This window comes from Microbacterium sp. NPDC058062, from assembly GCF_042885375.1.
GTDB classification, from domain to species: domain Bacteria; phylum Actinomycetota; class Actinomycetes; order Actinomycetales; family Microbacteriaceae; genus Microbacterium; species Microbacterium trichothecenolyticum_C.
This window is the reverse complement of the sequence record NZ_JBHVSC010000002.1, coordinates 263,508-283,476: the sequence shown is the minus strand read 5'-3', so window position 1 is coordinate 283,476 and position 19,969 is coordinate 263,508. Positions and strand designations below refer to the sequence as shown.

At 70.5% G+C, this 19,969-nt stretch carries 21 protein-coding genes; 12 read left to right on the top strand and 9 right to left on the bottom strand.

The window, feature by feature from the left end; translation table 11 throughout:
* The first annotated feature begins 75 nt into the window (after positions 1–75).
* The 5 genes from ACFVSU_RS06035 (at position 76) to ACFVSU_RS06015 (ending at position 2,122) form a co-directional block, all read left to right on the top strand.
* On the top strand, positions 76–1,005 hold the full coding sequence (locus ACFVSU_RS06035; RefSeq protein ID WP_387139489.1) for a TetR/AcrR family transcriptional regulator: 930 nt from the start codon (positions 76–78) through the stop codon (positions 1,003–1,005).
* Positions 1,006–1,113: 108 nt separating this feature from the next.
* Positions 1,114–1,305, top strand: a complete 192-nt coding sequence (locus tag ACFVSU_RS06030; protein ID WP_019182077.1) for a helix-turn-helix domain-containing protein — start codon at positions 1,114–1,116, stop codon at positions 1,303–1,305.
* An 82-nt stretch (positions 1,306–1,387) separates the two neighbouring features.
* Positions 1,388–1,486, top strand: coding sequence for a 30S ribosomal protein bS22 (locus tag ACFVSU_RS06025; protein ID WP_003792170.1), 99 nt, complete (start codon positions 1,388–1,390; stop codon positions 1,484–1,486).
* Between the two features lie 82 nt (positions 1,487–1,568).
* Positions 1,569–1,862, top strand: a complete 294-nt coding sequence (locus ACFVSU_RS06020; RefSeq protein ID WP_387139485.1) for a rhodanese-like domain-containing protein — start codon at positions 1,569–1,571, stop codon at positions 1,860–1,862.
* 8 nt (positions 1,863–1,870) lie between these two features.
* Positions 1,871–2,122: a glutaredoxin family protein gene (locus ACFVSU_RS06015; protein ID WP_056368850.1), complete on the top strand. Its 252-nt coding sequence runs from the start codon at positions 1,871–1,873 to the stop codon at positions 2,120–2,122.
* Between the two features lie 10 nt (positions 2,123–2,132).
* Here the strand turns inward: ACFVSU_RS06015 and ACFVSU_RS06010 are convergent, their stop codons facing one another.
* The 6 genes from ACFVSU_RS06010 to aspS all read right to left on the bottom strand — a co-directional run bounded on the left by ACFVSU_RS06010 (position 2,133) and on the right by aspS (position 7,963).
* Positions 2,133–2,315, bottom strand: coding sequence for a YegP family protein (locus ACFVSU_RS06010; protein ID WP_387139481.1), 183 nt, complete (start codon positions 2,313–2,315; stop codon positions 2,133–2,135).
* Between the two features lie 109 nt (positions 2,316–2,424).
* Positions 2,425–3,537, bottom strand: coding sequence for an ABC transporter ATP-binding protein (locus ACFVSU_RS06005; RefSeq protein ID WP_387139478.1), 1,113 nt, complete (start codon positions 3,535–3,537; stop codon positions 2,425–2,427).
* Positions 3,534–4,331 (bottom strand): ABC transporter permease, encoded by a 798-nt coding sequence (locus ACFVSU_RS06000; protein ID WP_387139475.1) that lies wholly within the window; start codon positions 4,329–4,331, stop codon positions 3,534–3,536. Before ACFVSU_RS06000 ends, ACFVSU_RS06005 begins: the two co-directional genes overlap by 4 nt.
* Positions 4,328–5,269: an ABC transporter permease gene (locus ACFVSU_RS05995; protein ID WP_387139472.1), complete on the bottom strand. Its 942-nt coding sequence runs from the start codon at positions 5,267–5,269 to the stop codon at positions 4,328–4,330. Before ACFVSU_RS05995 ends, ACFVSU_RS06000 begins: the two co-directional genes overlap by 4 nt.
* On the bottom strand, positions 5,266–6,408 hold the full coding sequence (locus ACFVSU_RS05990; protein ID WP_387139469.1) for an ABC transporter substrate-binding protein: 1,143 nt from the start codon (positions 6,406–6,408) through the stop codon (positions 5,266–5,268). The genes ACFVSU_RS05995 and ACFVSU_RS05990 overlap by 4 nt, the downstream gene beginning before the upstream one ends.
* Positions 6,409–6,622: 214 nt before the next feature.
* Positions 6,623–7,963, bottom strand: coding sequence for an aspartate--tRNA(Asn) ligase (gene aspS, locus ACFVSU_RS05985; RefSeq protein ID WP_387139466.1), 1,341 nt, complete (start codon positions 7,961–7,963; stop codon positions 6,623–6,625).
* A 72-nt stretch (positions 7,964–8,035) separates the two neighbouring features.
* Here aspS and ACFVSU_RS05980 point away from each other — a divergent pair, with 72 nt between their 5' ends.
* The 7 genes from ACFVSU_RS05980 (at position 8,036) to ccsB (ending at position 14,251) form a co-directional block, all read left to right on the top strand.
* A complete protein-coding gene (locus ACFVSU_RS05980) occupies positions 8,036–8,488 on the top strand; it encodes a DUF6264 family protein (protein ID WP_387139463.1) in 453 nt (150 codons plus the stop codon).
* A 142-nt stretch (positions 8,489–8,630) separates the two neighbouring features.
* A complete protein-coding gene (locus ACFVSU_RS05975) occupies positions 8,631–9,308 on the top strand; it encodes a DedA family protein (protein WP_387139460.1) in 678 nt (225 codons plus the stop codon).
* Between the two features lie 67 nt (positions 9,309–9,375).
* Positions 9,376–10,005 carry a histidine phosphatase family protein gene (locus ACFVSU_RS05970; protein WP_387139457.1) on the top strand — a complete coding sequence of 210 codons (630 nt, stop codon included), beginning with the start codon at positions 9,376–9,378 and terminating at the stop codon, positions 10,003–10,005.
* Positions 10,002–10,613, top strand: coding sequence for a TlpA family protein disulfide reductase (locus ACFVSU_RS05965; RefSeq protein WP_387139454.1), 612 nt, complete (start codon positions 10,002–10,004; stop codon positions 10,611–10,613). The genes ACFVSU_RS05970 and ACFVSU_RS05965 overlap by 4 nt, the downstream gene beginning before the upstream one ends.
* Positions 10,610–11,440, top strand: coding sequence for a cytochrome c biogenesis CcdA family protein (locus tag ACFVSU_RS05960; RefSeq protein ID WP_387139451.1), 831 nt, complete (start codon positions 10,610–10,612; stop codon positions 11,438–11,440). The genes ACFVSU_RS05965 and ACFVSU_RS05960 overlap by 4 nt, the downstream gene beginning before the upstream one ends.
* Positions 11,441–11,456: 16 nt before the next feature.
* Positions 11,457–13,169, top strand: a complete 1,713-nt coding sequence (locus ACFVSU_RS05955; RefSeq protein WP_387139448.1) for a cytochrome c biogenesis protein ResB — start codon at positions 11,457–11,459, stop codon at positions 13,167–13,169.
* 5 nt (positions 13,170–13,174) lie between these two features.
* Entirely contained in the window at positions 13,175–14,251 is a 1,077-nt protein-coding gene (gene ccsB, locus ACFVSU_RS05950) for a c-type cytochrome biogenesis protein CcsB (RefSeq protein WP_387139445.1), read from the top strand.
* A 20-nt stretch (positions 14,252–14,271) separates the two neighbouring features.
* Here ccsB and ACFVSU_RS05945 read toward each other — a convergent pair whose 3' ends face one another.
* The 3 genes from ACFVSU_RS05945 to ACFVSU_RS05935 all read right to left on the bottom strand — a co-directional run bounded on the left by ACFVSU_RS05945 (position 14,272) and on the right by ACFVSU_RS05935 (position 19,943).
* On the bottom strand, positions 14,272–14,769 hold the full coding sequence (locus tag ACFVSU_RS05945; RefSeq protein WP_387139442.1) for a nitroreductase/quinone reductase family protein: 498 nt from the start codon (positions 14,767–14,769) through the stop codon (positions 14,272–14,274).
* A 132-nt stretch (positions 14,770–14,901) separates the two neighbouring features.
* Complete coding sequence (locus ACFVSU_RS05940; RefSeq protein WP_387139439.1) at positions 14,902–16,959, bottom strand: YhgE/Pip family protein; 2,058 nt, start codon at positions 16,957–16,959, stop codon at positions 14,902–14,904.
* Positions 16,956–19,943: an MMPL family transporter gene (locus tag ACFVSU_RS05935; protein ID WP_387139436.1), complete on the bottom strand. Its 2,988-nt coding sequence runs from the start codon at positions 19,941–19,943 to the stop codon at positions 16,956–16,958. Before ACFVSU_RS05935 ends, ACFVSU_RS05940 begins: the two co-directional genes overlap by 4 nt.
* Positions 19,944–19,969 lie beyond the last annotated feature (26 nt).

The following is a 19,969-nucleotide window of genomic DNA, read 5'->3' as shown; positions in this document are numbered from 1 at the left end:
AGAAACTGTTTACGCCAGTAACTGTTTATGACGCTAACACACTGTTTACGGAATAAACAGTCTTAGACTGACGCAATGACGGATGCAGTCGAGCCCGAGCTTCCGCGGGGGATCGCCCTCGCGTGGGGCGTGGCCGCCAACCCGCAGCGCGGCCCCAAGCGCGAGATGAGCGTCGAGCGCATCGTGGAGGCGGCGGTGGAGATCGCGGATGCCGAGGGCCTCGGTGCGGTGTCGATGGCCGCCGTGGCGGCTCGACTGGGCTTCACGCCGATGTCGCTCTACCGCTACGTCAACGCGAAGGAAGACCTCATCCTGCTCATGCAGGAGGAGGCGACCGGCGCCCCGTCGGAGGCGACGCGGGCGGCCGGCGGATGGCGCGAGCGGCTCGAGGCGCTGTACCGCGAGCAGCTGCAGCACTACCTCACGCACCCGTGGGTGCTCGACATCCCGATCTCGGGGGTGCCGGCGACGCCGAACAGCGCCGCGTGGATGGACGCCGGACTGAGCGCGCTCGCCGAGACCGACCTCACCTACACGGAGCGCCTCGCCGTCATGCTGCTGGTCACCGGCACCGCGCACTGGGCAGGCACGATCCTCGCGGGCTACGCGCGGGTCGAGCGCGAGCGGGGTCTCGATGGCCAGGCGATCAGCCGCAGCGAGGACGCGATGTTCCGCACCCTCATCACGGCCGACGCGTACCCCGAGCTTCGCGCCGCGATCGAGGCCGGCGCGTTCCTCGACGAGTCGGATCCCTTCTCGTTCGCCCTCGCCCGCGGCCTCGAAGGGGTCAGCGACTACATCGCCGCGACCGGCGACGGACGCCGGGAACGACCGCAGACGTGGGTCGAGCGGGACGATGCCGACATCGCCGACGACAAGAAGTTCCGCGAGGCGCGCAAGGCGGTGCGCGACGCCGAGAAGGTGCTGCGCGACGCCCACAAGCTCGAGCGCCAGGCCGCGCGCGAGGCCCGCGATCGACGCGCCCGTCAGCGACCCGAGATGTGATCGCCCCACGGGCATCACTCGTCACAGGATTCACACCAGTCTCTGTGTTTACACGCGGGTCGCGCGCGTTCTAGAGTGACTGCAGCACTTCTGGGGAAGGGGATCGACATGGCTGAACTGCCGGACGTGCGCTTCCTCACGGTGGCCGAGGTCGCCGAGCTGATGCGGGTCTCGAAGATGACCGTCTACCGTCTCGTGCACTCGGGCGAGCTGCCCGCGGTGCGCTTCGGCCGCAGCTACCGCGTGCCCGAGTCCGCGGTCACCGAGGCTCTGCAACGGCCGATCGCCGACGTCGGCTAGACTGTTCCGAGGCATTTTTCCTTTTGCCCCGTTCCCGGGCGCGGCCAGGCCGCGTCCAGACCCCGATCTAGTGAGGTTTTCCGTGGGTTCTGTCATCAAGAAGCGCCGCAAGCGCATGGCGAAGAAGAAGCACCGCAAGCTGCTTCGCAAGACTCGCCACCAGCGCCGCAACAAGAAGTAAGCGGCATCCGCACCAAGCGCCTGTCTCCGGACGGGCGCTTCGTGTATCCCTGCCCGCAGAGCCCGCGACCCGAGAGGCCGTCATGAAGTCCATCACCGTCCAGCAGCTGCGCGAGCGCGCTGAGACCCCGCTCATCGACGTCCGCGAGGTCGACGAGTACGCCGCAGGACACGTGCCCGGCGCGGTCAACATCCCGATGTCGGTCATCGGCGGTCGCCTCGACGAGCTGCCCGACGGCGCGTTCGACGTCATCTGCGCGATCGGCGGCCGTTCGGGCCGCGTGGTCGAGGCCCTCGAGGCGCGCGGCTACGACGTCACCAACGTCGACGGCGGCACCAACGAGTGGATCGCGGCCGGCTACCCGGTCGAGGCCTGACCCCGCCCGTGAGGACCGTCACCCTCATCGGCAAGCCCGACTGCCACCTGTGCGACGTCGCACGTGAGGTCGTCGAGACCGTCGTGGCGGAGCTGCCCGAGGACGCCGTCGACGTCGAGGAGCTCTCGATCGCCGACGATCCCTCCCTCTACGCGACGTGGTGGGAGAAGATCCCCGTAGTGCTGATCGACGGCGAGCTGCACGGGCATTGGCGCGTGTCGCCCGACCGCCTGCGCGCGGCGCTGACCGCCGCGCGCTGACGGACCGGCGTCACTTCTCGATCTCTTCGACCCCCGCGCCGGGCGCGTTCGTCTTGACCGACTCGATGCCGTTCAGTGCGCTCGCCTTCGACGAGTACCCCTGACTGGTCGCGATCACCTGTCCGTTCGACGCCTTCAGGTTGAAGCGCCAGTCTCCACCCTTGTCGGTCCACAGTTCGAACTTGCCCGCCATCGGAGCCCCCTCGATCGATGTGGGATGCGAACGGATGCTGCGCACCCCGGCGCTGCGCGTCGCGTTCACGCTATCGGCGCCCGCGCGGCAGCGGAAGGGACCCGCGTCGTCAGCCGTCCTCGCGCGGACGCACCGCCACCGGATCGCTCGACAGGGCGATGCGGACCCGCTCGGCGTACTCGACGCGGTCGGTCGCGGCATGCTGCACGCGCACGAGCGCGTCGTCCGCGGTGCGCACCAGGGTGCGACGGAAGCTGCCGAGGAACGTGCTCTCCTGCACGATCGCGTCCATGCCGGGCGCGTCGCCGTCGGCCAGCCGCAGGTTCTCCGGCCGCAGGAACACGTCGACGGGTCCCGGCGCGCTCGGCGCCTGCAGCGGCAGCCGCGCACCCCACACCGTGACGGTGTCGCCCTCGACGACGCCGGGCACGACACTCGAGACGCCGATGAACGCCGCGACGTTCGGCGTCGCCGGGTTGAGGTAGAGCTCCTCGGGTGTGCCGATCTGCTCGATGCGACCCGCGTTCATGACCGCGATGCGGTCGGACACCGCGAGGGCCTCCTCCTGGTCGTGCGTGACGAACACCGTCGTGATGCCCAAGCGCAGCTGGATGCGGCGGATCTCATCGCGAAGCTGCACGCGCACCTTGGCGTCGAGTGCCGACAGCGGCTCGTCCAGCAGCAGCACGCGAGGCTCGGTGACGAGGGCGCGGGCCAGGGCCACGCGCTGCTGCTGACCGCCCGAGAGCTGGTGCGGGAAGCGGTCGGCGAGGTGCCCGAGCCCGACGAGCTCGAGCGCGTCGGCGGCGCGGGCGGCAGCATCCTTCTTCCCCATTCCACGGCGGCGCAGGCCGAACGCCGTGTTGTCGGCGACGCGCAGGTGCGGGAACAGCGAATACGACTGGAAGACCATGCCGATGTCGCGCTTGTTCGTCGGGACGCCCGAGACGTCGGCGCCGCCCAGGCGCACCTCGCCCGCCGTGGCCTTCTCGAGGCCCGCGAGCACGCGCAGGGCCGTGGTCTTGCCGCAGCCGGAGGGACCCAGCAGGGAGACGAACTCGCCGGGCGCGATGTCGAGGTCGACGCCGTGGAGCACGCGGGTGGTGCCGTACTCCTTGACGACGCCGCGGAACTCCACGCGCGTGCCCTCGCCGGCGTCGGCGAGCAGGAGGTTGTCGGAGGTCGCCGGGAGAGTGCGCGGCGGCATGTCGGCGGTGGTCATTCGGGGGTCCTTCCGGTGCCGGCGCGGCCGGCGCGACCGATGATGAGCAGCAGCACGAACGCGAAGGCGAGCGCGAGCAGGGTGAAGATCGCCGCGGCGTAGGCATCCTGCCGGTTGATCACGACGAGACCGGTCTGCAGCACCTGGCGGTTGAGCAGCGACGCGATGGTGAACTCCCCGAGAACGACCGCGACGGCGATGAGGGATGCTGCGAGCAGCCCCTGTCGCAGATTCGGGGCGATCACGCGCACGAGCACGGTGACCCAGCCGGCGCCGAGCGTGCGCGCGGCCTCGGACAGCGTCTTGACGTCGATCGCGTCGATGGATGCCTGGATCGAGCGGTAGGTGAACGGCAGCACGAGGATGCCGTACGCGAAGGCGAGCGTCCACGCGCCGGTGCCGAGCGTGCGGCCGATCTGCAGGTAGATCGGGGCGAGACCCACGACGAGCACGATCGCGGGGATCGTGATCGGCAGGAGCGCCAGGAACTCGAAGCCGCGACGCAGCTTCGGGAACCTGAGCGCCACGAGCACCATCGTCGGCGTGAACAGGAACAGCACGATGAGCACGGTGACGCCCGCGAGAATCAGCGAGTTCGCGAGCCCGGTCCAGATCGGACGGTAGCGGGCGGCGTTCGCCGGGTCGAACAGTGCGAGCCAGCGGTCCAGCGAGTACGAGCCGTCGGGCGACGACAGCGTGTACACGAACGTCGCGAGGAACGGGATGACGAAGACGAGTCCGACGACGGCGCCGATGATCCAGCGGACCGCGGGGGAGGGGGCGAGCCGGTTCATGCCTGCCACCTCGCGGTGCGTCGCTGGATGAGCGCGTAGATCCACATCACGACCGCGACGACGATGATCATGCCGAGGGCGAGCGCGCCCGCGAGGTTCTCGCGGCCGAGCACCGTCTCGCTCGTCAGCGCGGTGCGGATCTGCAGCGGCACGATCTGCGAGCCCTGGCTGGCGAGGGCCGCCGCCGTCGCGTAGGAGGAGAACGCGTTCGCGAACAGCAGCACCAGGCTCGCGAGGAACGAGGGCGCGAGCACCGGGAAGCCGATGTGCCGCCAGAAGCCCGAGCGCGTGCCGCCGAGCGTCAGGTGCGCCTCGAACCACTGCGGGCGGAGGGCGGCGAGAGCCGGCATGAACGTGATGATCATGAGGGGGACCTGGAAGACGAGGTAGGCCGGGATGAGGCCGGGCAGGGCGTAGATCCACGCGCCGCCGGCGAAGATGTCGATCCCGAGCCCGTCGCGCAGGAACTTGGTGACGACACCCTGCGTGCCGATCGCGGCGATCATGGTGAAGGCGAGCATGACGCCGCCGAACTGGGCCAGGACGCCGGATGCGGCATCCACCGTCGTCCGCACGAATCCGGTGTCGGGAAGGCCGAGCATCGCGTAGCAGACGAGCGCCCCGATGATCGCGCCGACGACCGCGGTGAGCAGCGACACCCACGTGGAGTTCCAGAACGTCGCGAGGATGACCGGGTCGCCGAGCGCGGCGAGGTTGTCGAAGGTGAAGGCGCCGTCGCCGTCGAAGAGCCCCGATGCCACCGCGATGATCGTCGGCAGCGCCAGGAACAGCAGCACGTAGGCCGCGAACGGGGTCAGCCCGAGCCACGACCAGTCGGGCGCGGGGCGGCCCCGCCGCGCCGGAGCTGATGGCTCCGACGCGACGGGGTCGCTCACGCGGTCGTGGCCCTGACCGGTGAGAGTGCGGGCGGTCGTCACTGGACCGCTGCGGCCCACTCTTCGCCGAGGAGATCGCCGGCGTTCGTCGACTGCTCCTCCGTGGGGACGACCGTCTTCTCGGGAGCGGTCGGCAGCGCGTCGGCCAGCTCCTGGTCGATCGTGCCGGCCTCGATCATGGCCTCCATGCGGACCGGGCGGGCGCCGCCCTTCAGCCACAGGTTCTGCACTTCGTCGCTGTAGAGGAACTCCTGCCACAGGCGCGCGGCGGCCGGGTTCGGGGCATCCTTGTTGATGGCCTGGTTGTAGTAGCCGGCATAGCCGACGCCGGGGAAGACGACGGTCTTCCAGGTGTCGACGTCAGCGGTGTGGGCGGCGTTGAGGTAGTCCCAGTCGAAGACGACGGGGGTCTCCCCGCTCGCCACCGTCGCGCTGGTGACATCGAGCTTCAGCATGTTGCCGGCCGCGTTGAGCTCCGAGAACCAGTCGATGCCCGGCTGGAAGTCGTCGAGCGTGCCGTCCGACTGCACGGTCGCGAGGCCGACGGCCGCGAACGCGGCACCGGCCTGCGTCGGGTCGCCGTTGATGGCGACCGAGCCCTTGTAGGCCTCGCCGAGCAGGTCGTCGAGCGACTCGGGAGCGTCGAAGCGCGCCGAGTCGTACCCGACCGACATGTATCCGCCGTAGTCGCCGACGAACAGGCCGGTCGACTCCTTGAGCGCCTCGGGGATGTCGTCCCAGGTCTCGACCTGGTACGGAGCGAACCAGTCGGTGTTCTGCAGCGCGACGGTGAGGCCGAGGTCGAAGACGTCGGGCGCCGTGTCGAGGCCTTCGTTCGTCTCGGCGGCCTGGATCTCCTCGGCGGACGACACGTCGGGCGACTGCTCGTTGATCGTGATCTCGGGGTAGCGCTCGGCGAAGAGGTCGAGGATCTCGCCGTAGTTCGCCCAGTCGCGCGGGAGCGCGATGACGTTCAGCTGGCCTTCGGCCTTGGCGGCCTCCTCGAGGTCCGAGAACGTGCCGAAGTCGGTCAGGCTCGTGGCGGTCGAGGCGTCGACGCCGGAGTAGGACGAGCCGTTCGACGAGGCGTCGGCCGAGCCGGCGCAGCCGGCGAGGGCGAGCGCCGCGATCGTGAGTGCCGCCGTGGTCGCCCCCAGGCGACGCGGGGTGGGACGGGACATGTGTGTTCCTCTCGGGTGTTTCCGTGCACGCCGAAGCGTGTTCGGGATTCGGGGACGAGAGGACGATATGGGGGCGCAGTGACGCGGCGAGGCGTCCCGGATGAACGTCCGGTGAGCGTCCGGTTGCGACCGTGGCGGGCGGACGGATGCGGCAACACGAAGCGGTCAGGCACGCCGAAGCATGCCTGACCGCTGAAGCCGTGAAAGGGTGCGCTCAGGGCGCGAGGCGCGTCGGCCCGCGGAACAGGTAGGTGACCTCGCGGATCGAGTCCTGCCCCAGCAGCAGCATGAGCACGCGCGCGAGGCCCATGCCGAACCCGCCGTGGGGCGGGGCGCCGTAGCGGAAGAAGTCGAAGTAGAAGTCGAGGTGCTCGGCCCCGAGACCCTTCTCCTTGGCCTGCTCGATCAGCACGTCGACGCGGTGCTCGCGCTGCGCGCCGGTGGTGATCTCGACGCCCTTGAAGAGGAGGTCGTAGGACTTGGTGAGCCCCGTCTCCTCGTCGCGCATGTGGTAGAACGCGCGGATCTCGGGGTGGTAGTCGGTGATGAACACGAACTGGTGGCCGTAGGTCTCCTCAACGTAGGCCGAGATCTGGCGCTCGCCCTCGGGGTCGAGGTCGCCGTCGGTGCGGGGGATCTCGTAACCGCGGCTCTTCACGATCTCGCGGGCCTCGGCCAGCGGGATGCGGGGGAACGGGATCGCGGGCACCTGCACCTCGAGGCCGAACAGCTCCTCGATCTCGGCGCCGTGCTTGTCCTTCACGGCCTGGAACGCGGTCTGCAGGAGCTCCTCCTGCATGCGCGCGACGTCCTCGTGGGAGTCGATCCAGCTGATCTCGGCGTCGACCGAGGTGAACTCGGTCGCGTGGCGCGACGTGAACGAGGGGTCGGCGCGGAAGGCGGGAGCGATCTCGAAGATCTTGCCGAAGCCGGCGACCTGCGCCATCTGCTTGAAGAACTGCGGCGACTGCGCGAGGTACGCGGTCTTGTCCTCGAAGTACGGCACCTCGAACAGCTCGGCGTTGGACTCGGATGCCGAGGCCATGAGCTTGGGGGAGTGCACCTCGATGTAGTCGCGCTCGATCCAGTACGAGCGGAAGGCGTGCTCGAGGGTGGTCTGCACGCGGAAGACGAGGTTGTTGCGGCGCTGGCGCAGGTCGAGGAAGCGCCAGTCCATGCGCTTGTCGAGACCCGAGTCCGCCGCGATGGGCGTCTCGGGGAGAGCGGCCGCCGCGATGTCGAGCCCACCGATCTTGATCTCGACGCCGCCGAGCTTCACGCGCTCGTCGTGCTTGAGCTCGCCGGTCACGGTCAGGAAGGTGCCCGTGGCGAGGTTCGAGATGAGGTCCGTGAGGGCCAGGGCCGCAGCATCCTGTTCCGTGCCGTCCTCTGCCGGGCGCGTCGCCGGGTTCACCAGCTGCACGGCGCCGGACTCATCGCGGAGGATGACGAACTGCACCTTCTTCTGATCGCGGACGGTCTCGACCCATCCGGAGACGGAGACGGGGCCGTCGGCGAGACCCTGCAGCTGCTTGACGAGGACGCGTTCACTCACGAGCGACAAGTCTAGGTGACGCGCCGCACTCGCCTTCTCGCCGAAATCCGCACCCACCGCTACCATGCGGGCATGACCACGCCGGAACCCGAGCAGCCCGCGCCGGCCTGGATCGCGGCGGCTCCGCCTCCCTATCCGGGCAGCGCCGCCTACACGCCGTCCACCGAGGGCGCAGCGCCGGCGAAGCCGCCGGTGAAGGTCCTCGACCTCGTGATCACGATCGTGCTGCTCGTCGCCGACGCGGTCCTCGCGACGCTGGCGTCGTTCATGGGGATCTTCCTCGTCATGGCGTCGGACTCGTGCGGCGCACGCGACTGCAACGTCGACCTCATCACCCTCGGATGGCTGATGGGCATGATCCTGCCGTGGGTGATGCTCGTCGCAACCGTCGTGGTGGCGATCGTGCTGATGGTCAAGCGACGCCTCGCCTTCTGGGTGCCGCTCGTGGGAGCCGCCTTGATCGTGCTGTCGCTGGTCGCTGCGTTCATGGTGGCGTCGGCCGCGGTTCCCGGCTCGACGCTCTGATCCCCGCCGGATCCAGCGAGGATCGCCTTCCGGGGGTCTGCACCCGGGTTTCGTTCATCATCGCCCCGTAGCGTGGACGACGTCGCGTCGAACAGTCGCGGCCGCCGCCACGAAAATGCCACCGACGGACGGGATCCGACGAATGACGACTGCGACGACGACCGACGGCTCCTGGCTCACCGCCCTCGCGGACTGGGCCGTCTCTCTGATGGACGTGATCGGACCCGCCGGGGCGGGCATCGCGATCGCGATGGAGAACCTGTTCCCGCCGCTGCCGAGCGAGGTGATCCTGCCGATGGCGGGCCTCGCGGCGAGCCGCGGGTCGTTCTCGCTCGTCGAGGCCCTGGTGTGGACCACCGTCGGATCGGTCGTCGGCGCCCTCCTCCTCTACGGGCTCGGCGCGTGGCTCGGGATCGCGCGGCTGCGCGCGATCGCGACCAAGGTGCCGCTGCTGCACCCGGAGGACATCGACCGCACGGTCGCGTGGTTCGGACGCCACGGCGGCAAGGCCGTGTTCTTCGGACGCATGATCCCGATCTTCCGGAGCCTCATCTCCATCCCCGCGGGCATCACCCGCATGCCGGTCTGGCGGTTCACGCTGCTCACCGCGGCCGGAAGCCTGGTGTGGAACTCGATCTTCGTGTTCTCGGGCTTCTTCCTCGGGGAGTCGTGGCACATCGTCGAGCGCTACGCCGACATCCTCCAGTACGTCGTCATCGCGGCCGCCGTGATCGGGGTCGCCTGGTTCCTCTATGTGCGGGTCCGCGCCCTCCTCGAGTCCCGCGGCGCCTCCGGCGGCCCCGAGCCCGAACTCGACTGACGCCAGCCCGCCGAAGCTGGGAGAACGCTCAGCCGGTCCACAGAAGACCCCCACGTAGACTGGGCCGGTGCCCGCCGCTCGCCTTCATCTCGTGCGCCACGGGGAGGTCCACAACCCTGCCCGCGTGCTCTACGGGCGACTCCCCGGATACGGGCTGAGCGCCGACGGCCGTCACATGGCCCGGCAGGCCGCCGAGTACATCAAGTCGCTCGAGCGTCCCGTCTCGGCGCTCGTGTGCTCGCCGCTGCAGCGCACCCAGGAGTCGGCCGAGCCGTTCACCGAGCTCTTCGGCCTCGCCCCGGTCATCGACGAGCGGGTCATCGAGCCGACCAACGTCTTCGAGGGCAAGCGCATGGCGCGGGCGCTCGTGAATCCCTGGAACTGGCGGCACCTCCGCAAGCCGGCGCTGCCGAGCTGGGGCGAGCCGTATGCCGACGTCGTGGGTCGCATGAACTCGGCCATGACGCACGCGTGGGATGCTGCGGACTCGGGCGATGTCGTCATCGTGTCGCATCAGCTCCCGATCTGGATCACCCACCTCGCGGTCGCCGGGCTCCCGCTCCGGCACGACCCCCGCGCGCGACGCTGCGCGCTGTCGAGCGTGACGAGCTTCGAGATGGTCGACGGCAAGTGGACCGAGACCGCCTACGCCGAGCCGGCGTCGACGGCCGGCGCGGTGGATGTGGGGGCGGTATGACTGAGCGGTTCCGGAAGGCGCGGGCGGCAGCATCCGCTCTCCTCGTCGTCGGGCTGATCGCCGGTCTCGCCGCCTGCACGAGCGACCCCCTCGCCGAGCAGTACCGCTCGGGCGACAACAAGGGCTTCGTCGCGGCCGACGGCTTCCGCGTGGTCGAGATCCCGGCCGCCGATCGCACCGAACCCGTGGACTTCGAGGGCGTGCTCGACACCGGCGGCACGACCTCGAGCGCGGACTATGCGGGCGACGTGCTCGTCGTGAACTTCTGGTACGCCGGCTGCGCGCCGTGCCGCGTCGAGGCTCCTGAGCTGGCCGCGGTCGACGCGGAGTTCGCGGACCAGGGCGTCTCGTTCCTCGGGGTGAACCTGTACGACGGCGCCGCGGCATCGCAGGCGTTCGCCGAGAAGTACGGGGTGGAGTACCCCAGCGCCCTGGCGACCGAGGACGGCTCGATCAAGCTCGCCTTCGCGGGGGAGACCCCGCTCAACGCCGTGCCGGTCACGATCGTGCTCGACAAGCAGGGCCGCGTGGCAGCCCGCCTGGTCGGCCAGATCGAGTCGGCATCGATCCTCGAGACGATCGTGCGCGACGCCCTGGAGGAGTCGTGAACCTCGGCGCCCTCGTCGCCGACGGGTCGCTCCTGATCGCCATCCCCATCGCGATCCTCGCCGGCGCCATCTCGTTCCTCTCGCCGTGCGTGCTGCCGCTCGTTCCGGGGTACCTCGGGTTCATCGGCGGCGCGGTCTCGCCGCGGCCGGCGGCTGTTGCGGTCGGCACTTCCACCCGGTCGTTGAGCGAGCGAGGAACGAGCGAGACGAAACGCGCCGAACCGACGACGGACCCCGCGGACGGGCCGGCGCGCGGGCGCCTGGTGCTGGGAGTGCTCCTCTTCATCGCGGGGTTCACCGTCGTGTTCGTCAGCATGGCGATGCTCGGCGGCACCCTCGGCCGCTTCCTGCTCGAGTACCAGGACCTCATCACGCGCATCCTCGGCGTCGTCATCATCGCGATGGGGCTCGTCTTCATCGGTTGGTTCGGCATGGCGCAGCGCATCGCGCGGCCGCAGGTGAGGGGCAACCTCGGACTGATCGGCGCACCGCTCCTGGGCATCGCGCTCGGCATCGGCTGGGCGCCGTGCATCGGCCCGACCCTCGCCGTGATCCTCACGATGGCATTCGACTCGGGCTCGGCCGCGCGCGCCGCGCTCCTGGGCGTGGCCTACTCGCTGGGGCTCGGCATCCCGTTCCTCCTCCTCACACTCGGATTCGGCTGGGCGACGCGCTCGGTGTCGTTCCTGCGCCGCCACATCCGCGTCGTCAACCTGATCGGCGGCGCCGTGCTCATCGTGCTCGGCCTCCTCATGGTGACCGGCGTCTGGACCGCCGTGATGGCCCAGCTCCAGGGGGTGTTCGCCAGTGTCCCGGCCCCGCTCTGACGCTCCGGAAGGTTCTGTGACCGACGACGTGACCGACCCGCTCCGGCCCTCCGACCACGCGGACTCCGCGGCATCCGACATCACCCAGCCCGCTCTCGGCGTCGTCGGGTGGCTGCGCTGGGGGTGGCGCCAGCTCACGTCGATGCGCACCGCGCTCTTGCTCCTGCTGCTGCTCGCGATCGCCGCCGTGCCCGGCTCGCTCGTTCCGCAGCGCAGCGCCGACCCCAACGGCGTGCGCCAGTACTTCGTCGACAACGCCGACCTCGCACCCGTGCTCGACAAGCTGAGCCTGTTCGACGTGTACACGTCGCCGTGGTTCTCGGCGATCTACATCCTGCTCTTCGTCTCGCTCGTCGGCTGCGTCATCCCGCGCACCAAGCACCACTACAAGGCCATGCGCGCGCAGCCGCCGCGCACGCCCGCGCGACTGGCTCGCCTGGACGCGCACCGCTCCGAGATCCTCGAGTACCAGGACGACACGGATGCCGCCACCGCCGCGACGACCGCCATCGAGGCCGCCCAGCAGCAGCTGAAGAAGGCGGGGTACCGCGTCGCCCGCTACGACGGCGCGAAGTCGCTGTCGGTGTCGGCGGAGCGCGGGTACCTGCGCGAGACGGGCAACCTCGTGTTCCACGCCGCGCTGGTCGGGGTGCTGCTCGCGGTCGGCATCGGCGGCGGGTTCACCTACACCGGGCAGACCGTCATCATCGAGGGCCGCACGTGGGTCAACACGATGCTCGACTACACGTCGTTCAACCCCGGCCGGTTCGTCGACGAGGACGCCCTCCAGCCCTACGCGCTCACGCTCGACGAGTTCTCGCTCTCCTACGTCGCCCCCGGCGCGCAGGGCGCGGGGCAGGCCGGCGACTTCGTCGCGCACCTGACGACGCAGTTCCCGAACGCCGATGCCGAAACAGGCGAGGTGCGCGTCAACCACCCGCTGCAGATCGCGGGCGACAAGGTGTACCTGATGGGCAACGGCTACGCGCCGACCATCACGATCCGAAACGGCGACGGCGACGTGGTCTTCTCGGAGTCCGTCCCGTTCCTGCCGCAGGACAACAACATGACCTCGCAGGGGGTCGTGAAGGTTCCCGACGGCCTTCGTGAGCAAGTGGGCCTGGTCGGCTTCTTCTATCCGACCGCGCAGGAGCTGACCAACGGCGCGTACACCTCGGTGTACGGCGACCTCGAGTACCCGATGCTCACCTTCTGGGTCTACGCCGGCGACCTCGGCATCGACGGGGGTGTGCCGAAGTCGGTGTACACGCTCGACCCGAGCGAGATGACCCAGCTCGCCGGCGGCGATTCGGGCACCGAATCGCTCGAGCTCAAGCCCGGCGACACCGTCGACCTTCCGGACGGCCTCGGCACGATCACGTTCGAGAACGAGACACCGGACGCCGCCGGCTTCCAGGACTCGGTCAAGCGGTACGTGTCGCTCTCGATCCATCGCGACGCCGCCGCGACGTGGGTGCTGGTGTTCGCCGTGCTCGCGCTGGCGGGCCTGATCTCCGCGCTCTTCGTGCCGCGCCGTCGCATGTGGGTCAAGGCGACGTGCCAGGGCCACACCGTGCACCTCGAATACGCCGGCCTCGCGCGCGGCGAGGACCCCGCGCTCGACGGCGCGGTCGAGCAGTTCGCCCAGCGCCACCTCGCGTCGCTCGCCGACCCCGCTGCCGCGGGCGAACGTCCCACCAAGCCCGAATCCACCCCCGACGTAGACTGAGAGCCATGCCCGACGCCTCCCCCCTCACCCTCGACGACGTCTCGGTGCTGCTGGTCTGGACGGCCATCGCGATCTACGCCCTCGCGTTCATCGCGTACGCGGTTGACCTGGCCCGTCGCGGCGCGGTCGCCGTGGACGCGAAGGATGCCGCGGCCAAGACCGCGCGAGAGCGCGAACTCGTCGCCGCCGGTGGCGCCGGCGGAGGCTCGCGCGGCGGCATCGTCGAGCAGATGCGCGCGCAGGAGACGGCGTCGGAGGAGGCGCTCAACGCCCCCGTCGGCAAGCGCGCGCGGCTCGTGTGGGCCCGCATCGGCACGTCGCTGACGGTGCTCGGCTTCCTCTTCCACCTCGGCGGCGACGTCACCCGCGGCATCGCCGCGGGACGCGTGCCGTGGTCGAACATGTACGAGTTCGCCCTCACCGGGACACTGCTCATCGTCGCGGTGTACCTCGGCGTGCTTTTCCGCTACGACCTGCGATTCCTCGGCACCTTCATCACGGGCCTCGTGGTGGTGCTGCTCGGCGGGACGGCCATCTGGTTCTACACCGACATCGTGCCCCTCATGGACCCGCTGAAGTCGGTATGGCTCGTCATCCACGTCTTCGTCGCCTCGCTCGCGACGGCGCTGTTCGCCCTCGCGTTCGGACTCTCTGTGCTGCAGCTCATGCAGGCCCGGCGCGAGGCGAAGATCGCGGCTCTCGCGAAGGCCGAGGCCGCGGCATCCGGTCCCGCGAAGACCGGACCGGGCTTCCTGAAGACCCTCCCGAGCGCCGAGGCGCTCGAGTCGCTGGCCTACCGCTTCGCGATCCTCGGCTTCATCTTCTGGACCTTCACGCTCATCGCCGGATCCATCTGGGCCAACGACGCGTGGGGCCGCTACTGGGGCTTCGACACCAAGGAAGTCTGGACCTTCGTGATCTGGGTCCTCTACGCCGGCTACATCCACGCACGGGCCACGCGCGGCTGGCGCGGATCGCGCTCGGCGTGGCTGTCGATCATCGGCTTCACCGCGGTGATCTTCAACTTCACGATCGTCAACATGTTCTTCAAGGGCCTCCACGCCTACTCCGGACTGAACTGACCTTTGGCGCGGATTCCGGATCAGCCGGCCGGGGCGAGCACCACGACCGGGGTCTCGCGGCTGCGCAGTGCCGCGTACGCGTCGAGGTCGGCGTCGCCTTCGAGGGTGCGCCACACGGCCCAGAGCCGCTCGCGCTCGGGCCCCGTCGCCTCGTGGGCGAGCACCTCGCGCGTGCCGTCGGGGAGGTCGACGGATGCCGCGGGGCGGGCCTGGAGGTTCAGCCACCACGCCGGAGGCGGATCGCCCCACCCGTTCATCGCGAGGGTGACGAGGTCGGGGCCGTCCTCGAAGTATCCGAGGATCGCGACGCGCGGCTCGCCCGAGCGGCGGCCGACCGTGTGCAGGCGCATCATCCCGTAGACCGTGGGGGACGGATGCCGCAGCCCCACGCGTCCGCCGGTCACCCGGTACAGCGCACGATGCACGACCCACGCGGTGCGGATGAACCAGCGCGGGGGGATCCGGGCGGCGTCGCGGCGCGCCTCGGCCGGATGCGGGGAGGGGTCGGGGACGTTCATGGCTCCGATCCTGACGCGGCGCCGCCGCGCGGGCAATCGGCCGATCGGCCAGGATCTCCCGCCGATCGGCCGAGGTCCGCAAAGGGACGGAGCCCCGGCCGCGAGGCGGCCGGGGCTCCGAGGACGAGCGGATCAGGCGGTGGCGGGCGCCGACTTGAGCAGCGCTCGCGCCGAGGTGCTGCGCCGGCGTGCGACCGCGAGGATCGTCGCGCCGAGGCCGAGCAGCGTCCACACCACGAGGCCGGCGATCGCCGCGCCGATGCCCGACGCCGAGGTGAGGGCGGCGAGCATGCCGTTGTAGGCGGGACCGGTGGGCAGCAGCGCGGCGACGCTCGAGAGCACCCCGGGCACCGTCGAGACGACGCCGGTCGCGACGGCGAACACGCCGATCAGTGCGGCGATCCATCGGCCGGCGCCGCCGAACACGGCGATCAGGGCCTGGTTCACCGCGGCGAACGCGATGCCCGCGACGACCGAGACCAGGGCGAACACCCACCAGTCCGCCCACGCGTACGACGCGGCGAGCTGCACGACGCCGGCGACCAGCATGCCCTGCACGGCGCCGAGCGCCGCCGCCGGGGCGAACGAGCGCAGCGCGAGCAGCGCCGAGGGCTGGCGGGACGTGAGCGCACGACGCGACACCGCCTGGAGCGCGACGAAGGTGCCGAGTCCGCCGAACCACAGTGCGAGGGTCGCCAGCAGCGGAATCGCGGAGGCGCCGAACAGCGACGTGCCCACGCCCTCCGCCGCCACGGGGTTCGCCACCACGGTGGCGAGGTCGGTGGCCTCGTCGTCGGTGTACGACGGAAGGGAATCGGATGCTGTGGCCAGCCCGGTCGCGAGCTCGCCGGTGCCGTCGGCGAGCTGGGCCACGCCGTCGGCGAGGCTCGTGGCGCCGTCCGCGGCCTGGGTCGCGCCGGACGCGAGCTGGGAGGCGCCGTCGGAGAGTCCGTCCGCGCCGCTCTCGATGCCGGTCACACCGGTCGCCAGCTGCCCCGCGCCCGCCGCCGACTGATCGATGCCGCCGGCCAGCTGCGTGAGGCCGCCGGCGAGCGTGCCGACGCCGCTGCCGATGGTGCGGAACTGCTTCGCGAACTCCGCAGTGGCGCCGGTGTCGAACTCCGTGAGGCCGGCCTGAAGGCCCGCAGTCGCCTGTTCGGCACCCTGTGCGTATCCCTGGGCAGTCGCAGCCTGGGTGACGAGTTCCTGGCAATAGGTCTGATCGGTGCCGTTGGTGAAGCACTTCTGTGCCAGTGCCAGCATCGCGTCGGCCTGTGCGGTGGATTCCGCAGCGACTTTGTTGGTCGCGTCCGCGCCGTCGTACACCTCGTCGGGGACGAGCCCGGTCTGCTCGAGCTGCGCCGCGCCCGCGTTCACGCCGTCGGCGATCTGCTGCGCGCCGGCAGAGGCTTCGCGCGTCTTGCCGGCGATCGTGGAGAGCCCCGACTGCAGCGACGTCGCGCCGCCCGCGATCTGACCTGCGCCGTTCGCGAGCTGCGAGGCCCCGCTCGCCAGCTGCTCGTTGCCGTCGGCGAGTTGCGAGATGCCGCCCGGCAGCTGCGCTGCCCCGTCGGCGGCCTGGGTCGCGCCGTCGGCGAGCTGCTGCGCGCCGTCGGCGGCGGTGCCGAGTTGGTCGCCCAGCGTCGTGAAGCCGAGGAACACGTTCTCGAGGTACACGGTCGACAGCTGCGTGCCCATGGTCGAGGCCGCCGCGTTGGCGACCTGAGCCGTGATGGCATCGTCGACGATGAGGCTGTCGGGCGATGTCGTGACCTCGATCGTCGCCTGCTCCGGCGTCTCGCCGGGGCGGGTCGACAGCGCCGCGGCCGTGAAGTTCTCCGGGATCGTGATGACCGCGTCGTAGGTGCCGTCGGCGAGGCCGGCGGCGGCGTCATCCGCGTTCGAGAGCGTCCAGGTGAGGTTGCTGTCGAGGTCGTCGGAGCCCTCGACGAGTCCGGCGGTGAGCTGTCGCCCGAGGGGCACCAGCTGCGCGTCGACGGTGACCGGTTCGTCTTCGTTCACGACGGCGGCGGTCAGGTTGTCGAGCCGCTCCACGGGGTTGTACAGCGCGGCCACCAGGATGCCGCCGATGACGACGGGCAGCAGCAGCACGCCGATCAGCGTCAGCCACGTGACGGGCCGGGTCGAGCGCGCGCGCTCGACGGCCGTGGTGATCCAGTTCGGGGTCATGCGTTCACCTCTGCGGTGGGGGTGGTCTGAGCGGTGGCGGAGCGCAGCGTGATCGAGGTCACGTCGGGGCGGTGCGCGTCCGCGAGGAGGGCGAGAGCCGCGCTCTCGGTGCGGCCGGTCACGACGAGCGTCAGACGCTCGTCGCCGGCCGCGAGCGCCGCGGCGGCGTCGCGCAGCAGCGCGGCGGCCTGGTCGCGCTCCGCGTGATCGAGCGCGTCGACGCCTTCGATCACGACGAGGCTCGCCTTTCCGGCGAGGGCGCGGCGCAGCGCCGGCACGCGGTCGTCGGCGTCGGCGAGGAGCGCGAGCCCGACGTGCGCACGCACCCAGGCCCCGCGCTCGGGGAGCAGATGGCCGGCGACGCGCAGGCGTCCGTCGGTCGGGGCCAGCCGCGCCGCGATCGTGAGCGCGAAGGCCCGCGCCGCGCGGGGGTCGCCGGTCGCGATGAGCGTGCCGCCGGGCTCCGCGCGGAAGGCTGCGTCCTCGAAGAGCACGACCTCGCCGGCCGAGCCGCCCGCGTCCGCGCGCACGGCGACGCCGTCGCCGACGACCACGGCCGTCGTGTCGGGCTCGGGCCACTCGGCGAGCGAGAGCTCGCGCTCGACGGCCTCGCCCTCGATGTCGAAGTGGGGGAGGACCCGCTCGAGCCAGCGCGGCATCCACCACGCCTTGTCGCCGAGCAGGGTCATGACCGCGGGCACGAGAGTCATGCGCACGAGGAACGCGTCGACGGCGATGCCGACGGCGAGGCCCAGCGCGATCGGCTTGATCGACGAATCGCCTTCGGGCACGAAGGCCGCGAACACCGCGAACATGATGACCGCGGCGGCGGTGACCACGCGCGCCGAGGCCGTGAAGCCCGAGCGCACGGCGCCGACCGCGATGTCGCGGCTGCCGCGCGTCGCGTGGCCGCCCGCAGCGCGGCGGGCGTGCACGTAGTCCTCGCGCATGCGGCTGACGAGGAAGACCTCGTAGTCCATGGCCAGGCCGAACAGCACGCCCATCAGGATGATCGGCATGAAGCTGATCACCGGGCCCGTACGGTCCACGTGCAGGAGCTCGGCGCCCCAGCCCCACTCGAAGACCGCGGCGACGACGCCGAATGCGGCCATCACCGACAGCAGGTAGCCGAGGGCGGCTTTGATGGGCACCCAGATCGAGCGGAACACGATCATGAGGAGTACGAGCGACAGGCCGACGACGAACACGCCGAACGGCAGCAGGGCGGCGCCCAGGCGGTCCGAGATGTCGATGCCGACGGCGGTGAATCCCGTCACCTTGAGGTCGACGCCGTACTCGTCCTCGAGTTCCGGGGCGAGCGCACGAAGGTCGCGGACGAGCTGTGCGGTCGCCGGGTCGTCGGGCGCGGTCTCGGGCACGATCTGGATGAGCCCGGTGTCGGCGGTCTCGTTCGGCGTCGCGAGTGCGACCTCCTTCACACCCGGCACCTTCTCGATCTCGGCCTTGAGGTCGGCCATGAGTCCGAGCGGATCCGTCGACGTGACGATCGTGCCGGTCATGATGAGCGGGCCGTTCGATCCGGGCCCGAAGTGCTCGGCCGTGAGGTCGTACGCCTGACGCGCCTGGCTCGACTCCGGCTGCTGGCCGGCGTTCGGCAGGGCGAGCGCGAGGCTCGCCGCCGGGATCGCCATGACGCCGAGGGTGAGCACGACGGCGATGGTGGTGACGATCGGGTGCTTGGTGACGAGCATGACCCAGCGATTGGTCTTCTTCGGCGTCGTCTGCGGGGCCGCGTGGGTCGCGTCGGTGGTTGCGACGTGATTCGGCTCGCGCGTCTCCGCCGCCTCGGTGGCCGCTCGCGCGCGCCTCGAGGTCTCTTCCGGCCGAACTCCGTCCAGGGGGTGTGGGGTTTCCGCATCGTCCCCCGCCGCCGTTTCGTCGGCGTCGGTGGAACGGCGCGCGCCGGGCAGCGGCATCCCGCGCCGCTTCCTGCCGTGGCCCCAGCCGGCGACGCGGTGCTTCGCGAAGCCGAGGAGTGCGGGCGTGAGGGTGATCGCGACGACGACGGCGATGGCGACGGCGACAGCCGCGGCGATGCCCATCGTCGTGAGGAAGGGGATGCCGGCGAAGCCGAGGCCGATGAGGGCGATGAGGACCGTGATGCCGGCGAAGACGACCGCGGAACCGGCCGTGCCCGTCGCGCGGGCGGCGGATTCCTCGGGTTCGACCCCGGCGCGGACCTGATCCTGATGTCGCGCGACGATGAAGAGGGCGTAGTCGATGCCGACCGCGAGTCCCAGCATGATTGCGAGCATCGGGGTCGTCGACGACACCGAGACGAACGCGGTGGCCACGAAGATGAGCGCGATCGCGAGGCCCACGCCGATGAGTGCGGAGACGAGCGGGAACCACGCCACCGCGAACGAGCGGAACGTCACGATGAGCACGAACAGCGCGATGAGCACGCCGACCGCCTCGATGAGGGACAGCGCGGGCACCGAGGTCGAGAAGAGGTCGCCGCCCATGGCGACCTGCGAGCCCTCGGGAAGCGTCTCGCGCAGATCGTCGGCGACCTGTTCGAGGCCCTCCTTCGTCTCGTCGGACACGTCGGTCGACTGGCCGTCGAACTGGAGGCGGATGATCGCGGCGGACTCGTCGTCCGCCACCATGCCCGTCACCATCTCGTTGAAGGGGTCGGTCACGGCGATGACCCCGTCGAGGTCTTCGAGGTGCGCGACCGTGTCGCCGATGGCGCCGGAGTACGGCTCCTCATCGATCCGGTCGCCGTCGGCCGTCACGATGACGAGCTGCGCGCTCGTCCCGCTCGCCTGCGGGAAGCTGCGATCGAGCAGCTGGATGCCCTCCTGGGCCTCCGTCCCGGGGATCGAGAAGGAGTTGTCCGTCCCGCCCAGGTGCGGGATCGCGAAGCCGAGGGCGATGCCCAGCAGCATCAGCCACGAGACCAGCACCCGCCACGGGTGACGGTAGGTCCAGCGACCGAGCGCATACAGAAGAGTCGACAACAGCGCCTCCGGTTACGGGTGGAGAG

What these genes read in the sequence shown, in the direction of transcription:
- ACFVSU_RS06035 (WP_387139489.1), top strand. Translation starts at nt 76, where the DNA reads ATGACGGATGCAGTCGAGCCCGAGCTTCCGCGGGGGATCGCCCTCGCG.
- ACFVSU_RS06030 (WP_019182077.1), top strand. Translation starts at nt 1,114, where the DNA reads ATGGCTGAACTGCCGGACGTGCGCTTCCTCACGGTGGCCGAGGTCGCC.
- ACFVSU_RS06020 (WP_387139485.1), top strand. Translation starts at nt 1,569, where the DNA reads ATGAAGTCCATCACCGTCCAGCAGCTGCGCGAGCGCGCTGAGACCCCG.
- ACFVSU_RS06010 (WP_387139481.1), bottom strand. Translation starts at nt 2,315, where the DNA reads ATGGCGGGCAAGTTCGAACTGTGGACCGACAAGGGTGGAGACTGGCGC.
- ACFVSU_RS06005 (WP_387139478.1), bottom strand. Translation starts at nt 3,537, where the DNA reads ATGACCACCGCCGACATGCCGCCGCGCACTCTCCCGGCGACCTCCGAC.
- ACFVSU_RS06000 (WP_387139475.1), bottom strand. Translation starts at nt 4,331, where the DNA reads ATGAACCGGCTCGCCCCCTCCCCCGCGGTCCGCTGGATCATCGGCGCC.
- ACFVSU_RS05990 (WP_387139469.1), bottom strand. Translation starts at nt 6,408, where the DNA reads ATGTCCCGTCCCACCCCGCGTCGCCTGGGGGCGACCACGGCGGCACTC.
- ACFVSU_RS05980 (WP_387139463.1), top strand. Translation starts at nt 8,036, where the DNA reads ATGACCACGCCGGAACCCGAGCAGCCCGCGCCGGCCTGGATCGCGGCG.
- ACFVSU_RS05975 (WP_387139460.1), top strand. Translation starts at nt 8,631, where the DNA reads ATGACGACTGCGACGACGACCGACGGCTCCTGGCTCACCGCCCTCGCG.
- ACFVSU_RS05965 (WP_387139454.1), top strand. Translation starts at nt 10,002, where the DNA reads ATGACTGAGCGGTTCCGGAAGGCGCGGGCGGCAGCATCCGCTCTCCTC.
- ccsB (WP_387139445.1), top strand. Translation starts at nt 13,175, where the DNA reads ATGCCCGACGCCTCCCCCCTCACCCTCGACGACGTCTCGGTGCTGCTG.
- ACFVSU_RS05945 (WP_387139442.1), bottom strand. Translation starts at nt 14,769, where the DNA reads ATGAACGTCCCCGACCCCTCCCCGCATCCGGCCGAGGCGCGCCGCGAC.
- ACFVSU_RS05940 (WP_387139439.1), bottom strand. Translation starts at nt 16,959, where the DNA reads ATGACCCCGAACTGGATCACCACGGCCGTCGAGCGCGCGCGCTCGACC.